Source organism: Alcanivorax sp. HI0044 (assembly GCF_001634945.1).
Genome location: NZ_LWEZ01000244.1, coordinates 1 through 976, shown reverse-complemented (window position 1 = coordinate 976; position 976 = coordinate 1). Strand labels below are relative to the sequence as shown.

1 pseudogene is annotated in these 976 nt (G+C 52.9%); it reads right to left on the bottom strand.

The annotated features are described in order from the left end of the window. Nucleotides 1-829: pseudogene (locus A3730_RS03120) on the bottom strand (Ig-like domain-containing protein); the annotation flags it as partial. Nucleotides 830-976: the final 147 nt, after the last annotated feature.

Sequence of the window (976 nt, the reverse complement as noted above, 5' to 3'; positions counted from 1 at the left end):
CCTTAGGAGCTGCGTTAGCAAGCAATGGCGTAACCGGATCGGTAGTAGTAAAAGTATAAGAAATCACCACCGAATCTTTCGCTACCTCTCCCGGGATCCCCCCTCCGGAGGCCTGCCCGATAAAGCCAGCAGCCAACGCTTCCCAACCCTGAATAGCGCCACGCACAGACGCCAGTGCGCCAGCAACAGGCGGCTCAGACTCACCCAAAGCGTCATACGCCGCAGATGCACCGACCGAGTTGCCATCCGTGTCCTTCAGGCCATTGGTAACAAAAACCAGGTACTTGGTCGCCGCATTAAAAGGCTTGTTCGGCGTAATTCTCAATACGTTGTTTTGCTCGCCGTCACGGGAAATCACCGAGGCAGACACATCCGCTAACGGGAACAGGAAAGGTGCAGCCTGATTTACATTCAACGGATCAAGTGCATCTTCATCACCCGTATCTAGGGCCAGCACAAATACATTGGATTGCGCGCACTCTCCAGTGGCTAGCATGGCTTGCTGACACACCTTAATAGAGGCTTCATCCAGCTCACCTCCGGTAAAATAAATGTCGAAAGGTGCGTTGGTTGAGAAACCATCCAAAGCATTGATTCCCGCTTCCACCGGATTAGAGGGAGCACCGACATCTGCCGTGCCATCCGACGTGGCCGCCGCCGCAAAAACCAAGTCTGTATTCAAAGGCAAATCCGAAGTTACCGGATTAAATCGAGCGTGAGTGTCAAAACTGGCACCCCCGCTCTGATCCGGTACCGTGTCGCTCCCGCCACCACAGGCAGCCAGCGCCATAGCCACTGCCAGGGGCAGTACCTTTTTATAAGTATTCATGATCTCTCCCAAACCACTTTTTATTATCTAATTCCTGCCGTTGCCTGCACTTACACTCAGGGGGGCTTGATACAAGCAGCAGAAGGCTCTTTAGCCAAACGAATTATTTGTGCCTACGCTAACCCCACTACCGAAGCAGGGTTTCTA